This window comes from Dechloromonas hortensis, from assembly GCF_009469765.1.
In the GTDB taxonomy this organism is placed as follows: domain Bacteria; phylum Pseudomonadota; class Gammaproteobacteria; order Burkholderiales; family Rhodocyclaceae; genus Azonexus; species Azonexus hortensis.
On record NZ_SSSQ01000002.1, the window covers coordinates 634,797 to 641,297 of the forward strand.

The following is a 6,501-nucleotide window of genomic DNA, read 5'->3' on the forward strand; positions in this document are numbered from 1 at the left end:
TATTCAGGGAGAAAACAGCATGTCCAAATGGTTCGCAGATAACTCGCAGTCGATCGGCCGCACACCGCTGGTCAAACTCAACCGCGTCATCGACGACGCCCAGGCGACCGTGCTGGCCAAGATCGAAGGGCGCAACCCGGCCTATTCGGTCAAGTGCCGGATCGGGGCGGCACTGATCAACGATGCCGAGCAGCGCGGCCTACTCGGGCCGGGCAAGGAACTGGTCGAGCCGACCTCCGGCAACACCGGCATCGCGCTGGCCTTCGTCGCCGCCGCCAAGGGCATTCCGCTGACGCTGACCATGCCCGAGACGATGAGTATCGAGCGGCGCAAACTGCTCACCGCCTTTGGCGCCAAACTGGTGCTGACCGAGGGCGCCAAGGGGATGGCCGGCGCGATCGCCAAGGCCGAGGAAATCGCCGCCGGCGAACCCGACAAATACGTGCTGCTGCAGCAGTTCAAGAACCCGGCCAACCCGGCCATCCACGAAGCGACGACCGGCCCTGAAATCTGGCAAGACACCGCCGGCGCCGTCGATATCCTGGTCTCCGGGGTGGGCACCGGCGGCACGATCACCGGCGTTTCGCGCTATATCAAGCAAACGCAGGGCAAGGCCATCCAGTCGGTCGCCGTCGAGCCGACGGCCAGCCCGGTACTGACCCAGGCTCGTGCCGGCGAACCGATCAAGCCGGGACCGCACAAGATCCAGGGCATCGGTGCCGGTTTCGTGCCGGCTGTCCTCGACCTGTCGCTGGTCGATGCCGTCGAGCAGGTGTCCAATGAGGATGCGGTGCTCTACGCCCGGCGCCTGGCCAAGGAGGAGGGCATCATCTCCGGCATTTCGAGCGGTGCCGCCGTCGCGGTCGCTGCTCGTCTGGCGCAGAAAGCGGAGAACGCCGGCAAGACCATTGTCGTCGTGCTGCCCGATTCCGGCGAGCGCTATCTCAGCTCGATTCTCTTCGAAGGCCTGTTCAACGAAGCCGGGTTGCCGGCATGAGACATCCCGTCGCCAATTCCTCCCTGGCCTACGAACAGGTCGGCGGTTGGGGCGTCAAGGGGATCGTCGCCGAGTTGCACGCGGCGCGTGATCGCTGGCGTGCCGCCCAGCAGCGCAGCCTGGAATTCGCCGTGCGCGAATTCCCGTCGCGCGAGGCGCTCAAGGAAATTGCCGAGTCGCTGTGCGGCGCGCTGTTTCCGATGCGCCTCGGGCCGCCCGACCTGCATCAGGAAGGCGAGGACTACTACGTCGGGCACACGCTGGATACGGCGCTGAATGCGCTGTTCCAGCAGGTCGAGCTCGAACTGGGCTACAACCGGCGCCTGCAGTGCGAGGAGAAGAACGATGTCGAGACCCAGGCGGCCGAGATCGTCAAGGCCTTCGCCCAGCAGTTGCCGGCGCTGCGCGGCTTGCTCGACGCCGACGTCGAGGCCGCCTACCAGGGCGACCCGGCGGCGCGCAGTGTCGATGAAGTGCTGCTCTGCTACCCGGGCATCCTGGCCGTCATCCATTACCGGCTGGCGCACGCGCTGTACACGCTGGGCGTGCCGCTGGTCGCCCGGATCATTGCCGAAATCGCCCACTCGGCGACCGGCATCGACATCCACCCCGGCGCCCGGATCGGGCCCGGTTTCTTCATCGATCACGGCACCGGCGTCGTTATTGGCGAAACCACCATCATCGGCCGCAACGTCCGCCTCTACCAGGCGGTGACGCTCGGTGCCAAGCGCTTCACGCAGGACGAGAGCGGCGCGCTGGAAAAAGGGGCGCCGCGCCATCCGATTCTGGAGGACGAAGTCGTCGTCTATGCCGGCGCCACCATCCTCGGCCGCATCACCATCGGCCGCGGTTCGAGCATTGGCGGCAATGTCTGGCTGACCCGCAGCGTGCCGACCGGCAGCCATGTCTCGCAGGCCAGCCTGCAGCATGAGCCGGGCGGGGCCGGAAGGATACGGCAATGAGCGAACTGATCCACGACTTTGGCGCCGCGGTCCGCCACTTTCGCGACCGGCAGGGCTGGTCGCAGGAGTTGCTGGCCGAAAAGGCCGATCTCAACCGTTCATACCTCGGTGAAGTCGAGCGCGGCCGGGCAATTCCGTCCCTCGCCACGGCCGCCAAGCTGGCCGGCGCCCTGGAGATTTCCCTGTCCGGACTGCTTGCGCATTGCGAGCGCCGGGCGGCCTGAACAGCCAGTTGATGGCTATAGCATGTTGAAGCAGGCCGGTCGGCTGCCGAAAATGCTTAGCTGATTTTCATATAAACATTTTCATTTCTGATCCAAGGAGTTCTGCATGGCACAACATCCCGAAGCGACGGCCCTGGGCGACAACGCCGCCCGGCAGTTAGCGAACGCCACCAAGACCACGGCACAGCTGTCAACCATCAGCCCGCGCTGGCTGGTGCACCTGCTGCAATGGCTGCCGGTCGAAGCCGGTATCTACCGCCTGAATACCGTCAAGAACCCAGCTGAGGTCCGCGTGGCCTGCTCGCAACGCGACGAATCCGAACTGCCGAACACCTTCGTCGATTACGACGAAGCGCCGCGCGAGTACTTCCTCAATGCGGTCAACACCATCCTCGACGTGCATACCCGCGTCTCCGACCTGTACAGCAGCCCGCACGACCAGATCAAGGAACAGCTCCGCCTGACCATTGAGACGATCAAGGAACGTCAGGAATCCGAACTGATCAACAACCCGGACTACGGCCTGCTGGCCAACGTTGCCGACGACCAGATCATTTCGACGCTGACCGGCGCCCCGACTCCGGACGATCTCGACGAGTTGCTGAGCAAGGTCTGGAAAGAGCCCGCTTTTTTCCTGGCTCACCCGCTGGCCATCGCCGCCTTCGGCCGCGAATGTACCCGGCGTGGGGTGCCGCCGCCGACCGTTTCCCTGTTCGGCGCCCAGTTCCTGACCTGGCGCGGGATTCCGCTGGTTCCGTCGGACAAGATCCCGGTCGATGGCGGCAAGACCAAGATCATTCTGCTGCGCGTCGGCGAAAAGCGTCAGGGCGTCGTCGGCCTGTTCCAGCCGGGCCTCGCCGGCGAACAAAGCCCGGGCCTGTCGGTGCGCTTCATGGGCATCAACCGCAACGCCATCGCCTCTTACCTTATTTCGCTGTATTGCTCGCTGGCCGTGCTGGTTCCGGATGCACTGGCTGTCCTCGAAGACGTGGAGATCGGCAAGTACCATGAATATCCCGACACCTACAAGTAATGGCGTCGAGGGGCTGGGCGGCGGTTTGCCGTCCGGACTCCCGGACGAAGCCACGCTTGGACGGCTCGCCTCGGAATTCTTCCGGCGGCTGCCGGGCGCGCCCGAACCGTCGCTGCACTTTGCCGAGTCGGCCCAGTCGACTTCGCTTGGTACGGGCAGCGAGGTTGGCAAATTCGCGGCGCCGGAACCGAGCCTGATCCAGTCCGGCCCGAGGGGCGCGCCGCTGCCGATTGCGCCGGACCCGGTCGATCCGCTGGGTAGCGGCGGCGCCGAGTTCGGCGTGCCGGAAGCCTACGCGGCCTCGCTACCCAGCGTCACGCCGCCGCAACCGCCGAGCCAATTTGCCGAGCAGGCGCCGGTTTCTCCGTCGGCATTTGCGTCAACTTCGCCGTACTACTTCCTGGGTGAGGCGAGTCCTTATACCCAGTCGGGTGGTGCGCCGGCCAAGCCGGAAAACCGGGTCGTCGCGCAGAGTTTTGGTCTGCCGGGGCAGGGCGAGTTGCTGGCGCTGCTGGCGGATATCGGTAGCGACCGGAAATCGGCCGATTCCGGCGGTCAACCGCAGCAATCAGGCAATTTCTATTTCCTCGATGCGGCCAAGGTGCCCGATGCCGGCCCGACAGCCCGGCCGGCCTTCGACGTCAATGCCGTGCGCCGCGATTTCCCGATCCTGCAGGAACGCGTCAACGGCAAGCCGCTGGTCTGGTTCGACAATGCCGCGACGACGCAGAAGCCGCAGTCGGTGATCGACCGCCTCGCCTATTTCTACGCCCACGAGAATTCCAACATTCACCGGGCGGCGCATGAACTGGCGGCGCGGGCGACAGATGCCTACGAGGCAGCCCGCAACAAGGTGCAGCGTTTCCTCGGCGCCGGTTCGGCCAACGAGATCATCTTTGTGCGCGGCGCGACGGAAGCCATCAACCTGGTTGCCAAGACCTGGGGCGTGGCCAACATCGTCGAAGGCGACGAGATCGTCGTCTCGCTGCTCGAACACCACGCCAACATCGTGCCGTGGCAGCAACTGGCGGCGCAGGTCGGCGCGAAGATCCGCGTCATTCCGGTCGACGATACGGGGCAACTGAAGCTCGACGAGCTGCAGAAACTGCTCAACCCGAAGACCAAGCTGGTGTCGGTGACCCAGGTCTCGAATGCGCTGGGGACGGTGACGCCGATCAAACAGGTCATCGACATGGCCCACGCGGCCGGCGCCAAGGTGCTGGTCGATGGCGCGCAATCGGTCTCGCACTTGCGCGTCAACGTGCAGGCACTCGATGCCGACTTCTTCGTTTTCTCCGGCCACAAGATCTTCGGGCCGACTGGCATCGGCGTGGTCTACGGCAAGGCGGCGCTGTTGGAGCAGATGCCGCCCTGGCAGGGCGGCGGCAACATGATCGCCGACGTCACTTTCGAAAAGACGCTGTTCCAGGCGGCCCCGAACAAGTTCGAAGCCGGTACCGGCAACATCGCCGACGCCGTGGGCCTCGGTGCGGCGCTCGACTATGTGGAGCGCATCGGCATCGAGAACATCGCCCGCTACGAGCATGACCTGCTGGTCTATGCGACGCGCGGCCTGTCCTCGATTCCCGGCGTGCGCCTGATCGGCACGGCGGCGGACAAGGCGAGCGTCGCGTCCTTCGTGCTGGCCGGCTACTCGACCGAGGAAGTTGGCCGGGCGCTGAACGAGGAAGGCATCGCGGTGCGCTCCGGCCACCACTGTGCCCAGCCGATCCTGCGCCGTTTCGGCGTCGAAGCGACCGTGCGTCCGTCGCTGGCCTTCTACAACACCTGCGAGGAAATCGACCGCATGCTGGCCGTCGTCCGCCGGCTGGCGCGCGGCAAGGGCAAAATCGCAGCCTGATCGGCGACCCTGCAGAGCGAAAAAAGCCGATGGAAACATCGGCTTTTTTCATCGTGTGGGGAAAATCAGGACTTGCCCTGTAGCCGGCGCTGGATGTAAAAAAAGAAATCCATCGCTCCCATGAGGCAAGGACCATCATGCGTTCAACCTTTCTGTTGCTCGGCCTGGTCGCGACGGCATCACTGCCGGGATGCGTCACCGTCGATGACGTGCATCTGGCCGATGGCACGTTCGGTCACAAGATCAGCTGCAACTGGCGGGACCTCAGCATCGACAGCTGTTTCGAGAAGGCAGCTGAAGTCTGTGGGACCGACGGTTTCGAAACGGTGACCAAGGAAGGGCTGTCGACCGGCCGTGCGATCAGCAAAGGCAGTACCGACCCCAATTCTGGCGCCTTCAGCACCCGTAACATCCTGATCCGCTGCAACGACCAGCGGCCGCTACCGCGTTATTGACCAAGGCGCTTGAGCAACCCGACTAGTTACTGAAATTGCGACATGTCACACCAGTTGCCCACCGCTTATCGACGATGCACCCTAAATCGCGCCTCCGCATCTTGGAATAACTCCTTGACCTTGGCGATTTCCCACGGCTGCTCAAGCAAAGTTTCATGGTCCCAAGCGCTTCGAGGGGTGGGAGGACTGAAAAAATCGCCGCCATAAACATGCAGGGCGCAGGTCATTTTGGCAATGGGGTTCAGGACCGAGTGGATAACGTCGCGGTCGAGGATAGCGACATCGCCGGCCCCCAGTGATTGCGCCCCCACCGCCTCGATTGCCTTTGGGGTTCTTTCCCAGAAAACATTATCTTCCCTGCCGGAATATATTCCGACTACTGAAAACATCTGATGATTATGTGGCATGAGACTCATGCAGGGAGCCCACACAAAATTGATGATGGTGAGTTCTGGTGACCTGTAGATTGGATTAATACCCGCGTGCTCGGGTTCTCCTAATTCAGCGATGACTTTGGCGCCATCGCTGGCCGCTTCCGCGACCAATTCCCGAATTGCCCCTTGGCCCTCTGCTGTCGCGCTACGGCAGGCTTCGATAAAACGCTCTTTACTAAACATCGCTTCACCCTCCTTCTTTCGCCAGTCGGAGTCACGTTGTTTAGACTATTCGGGGTGAATTTGCGTTCTGAAAATCGACCTTGCCCGTGGCGTTATCAGTGAGTTCTTGCGATAAACGACCGCTCCCCTCAAAAACGCCCGCTTATTCACATTTCCTGTGGATAAGCCTGGGAGTATGACCGGGGTAGTTGCGCTAATCCATTGTCTGAGAAGGGGTTTGCGTCGCCCGCCTAATAAGCAGGCGTTTTCTTCGGCTGCGTACCCGGACTATTTCTTCAGATAGATCTGGTCGAAGGTGCCGCCATCGGCGAAGTGCCGCTTTTGCGCCTTCGGCCAGCCGCCGAAGGTGTCG

At 63.1% G+C, this 6,501-nt stretch carries 7 protein-coding genes; 6 read left to right on the forward strand and 1 reads right to left on the reverse strand.

Features of this window, described 5'->3' with window-relative positions:
* Positions 1-19 precede the first annotated feature (19 nt).
* From cysK to GH663_RS06440, 6 genes are all read left to right on the forward strand, one after another.
* Positions 20-997, forward strand: a complete 978-nt coding sequence (gene cysK, locus GH663_RS06415; protein ID WP_153130810.1) for a cysteine synthase A — start codon at positions 20-22, stop codon at positions 995-997.
* Positions 994-1,959 (forward strand): serine O-acetyltransferase EpsC, encoded by a 966-nt coding sequence (epsC, locus tag GH663_RS06420; protein ID WP_153130811.1) that lies wholly within the window; start codon positions 994-996, stop codon positions 1,957-1,959. The genes cysK and epsC overlap by 4 nt, the downstream gene beginning before the upstream one ends.
* Positions 1,956-2,183: a helix-turn-helix domain-containing protein gene (locus GH663_RS06425; RefSeq protein WP_153130812.1), complete on the forward strand. Its 228-nt coding sequence runs from the start codon at positions 1,956-1,958 to the stop codon at positions 2,181-2,183. The genes epsC and GH663_RS06425 overlap by 4 nt, the downstream gene beginning before the upstream one ends.
* 106 nt (positions 2,184-2,289) lie before the next feature.
* Positions 2,290-3,216 carry a family 2A encapsulin nanocompartment shell protein gene (locus tag GH663_RS06430; RefSeq protein ID WP_153130813.1) on the forward strand — a complete coding sequence of 309 codons (927 nt, stop codon included), beginning with the start codon at positions 2,290-2,292 and terminating at the stop codon, positions 3,214-3,216.
* Positions 3,191-5,077, forward strand: a complete 1,887-nt coding sequence (locus tag GH663_RS06435; protein WP_153130814.1) for a family 2A encapsulin nanocompartment cargo protein cysteine desulfurase — start codon at positions 3,191-3,193, stop codon at positions 5,075-5,077. Before GH663_RS06430 ends, GH663_RS06435 begins: the two co-directional genes overlap by 26 nt.
* 137 nt (positions 5,078-5,214) lie before the next feature.
* Positions 5,215-5,532 (forward strand): hypothetical protein, encoded by a 318-nt coding sequence (locus tag GH663_RS06440; RefSeq protein ID WP_153130815.1) that lies wholly within the window; start codon positions 5,215-5,217, stop codon positions 5,530-5,532.
* A 65-nt stretch (positions 5,533-5,597) separates the two neighbouring features.
* Here the strand turns inward: GH663_RS06440 and GH663_RS06445 are convergent, their stop codons facing one another.
* Positions 5,598-6,149, reverse strand: a complete 552-nt coding sequence (locus GH663_RS06445; RefSeq protein WP_153130816.1) for a hypothetical protein — start codon at positions 6,147-6,149, stop codon at positions 5,598-5,600.
* Between the last annotated feature and the right edge of the window lie 352 nt (positions 6,150-6,501).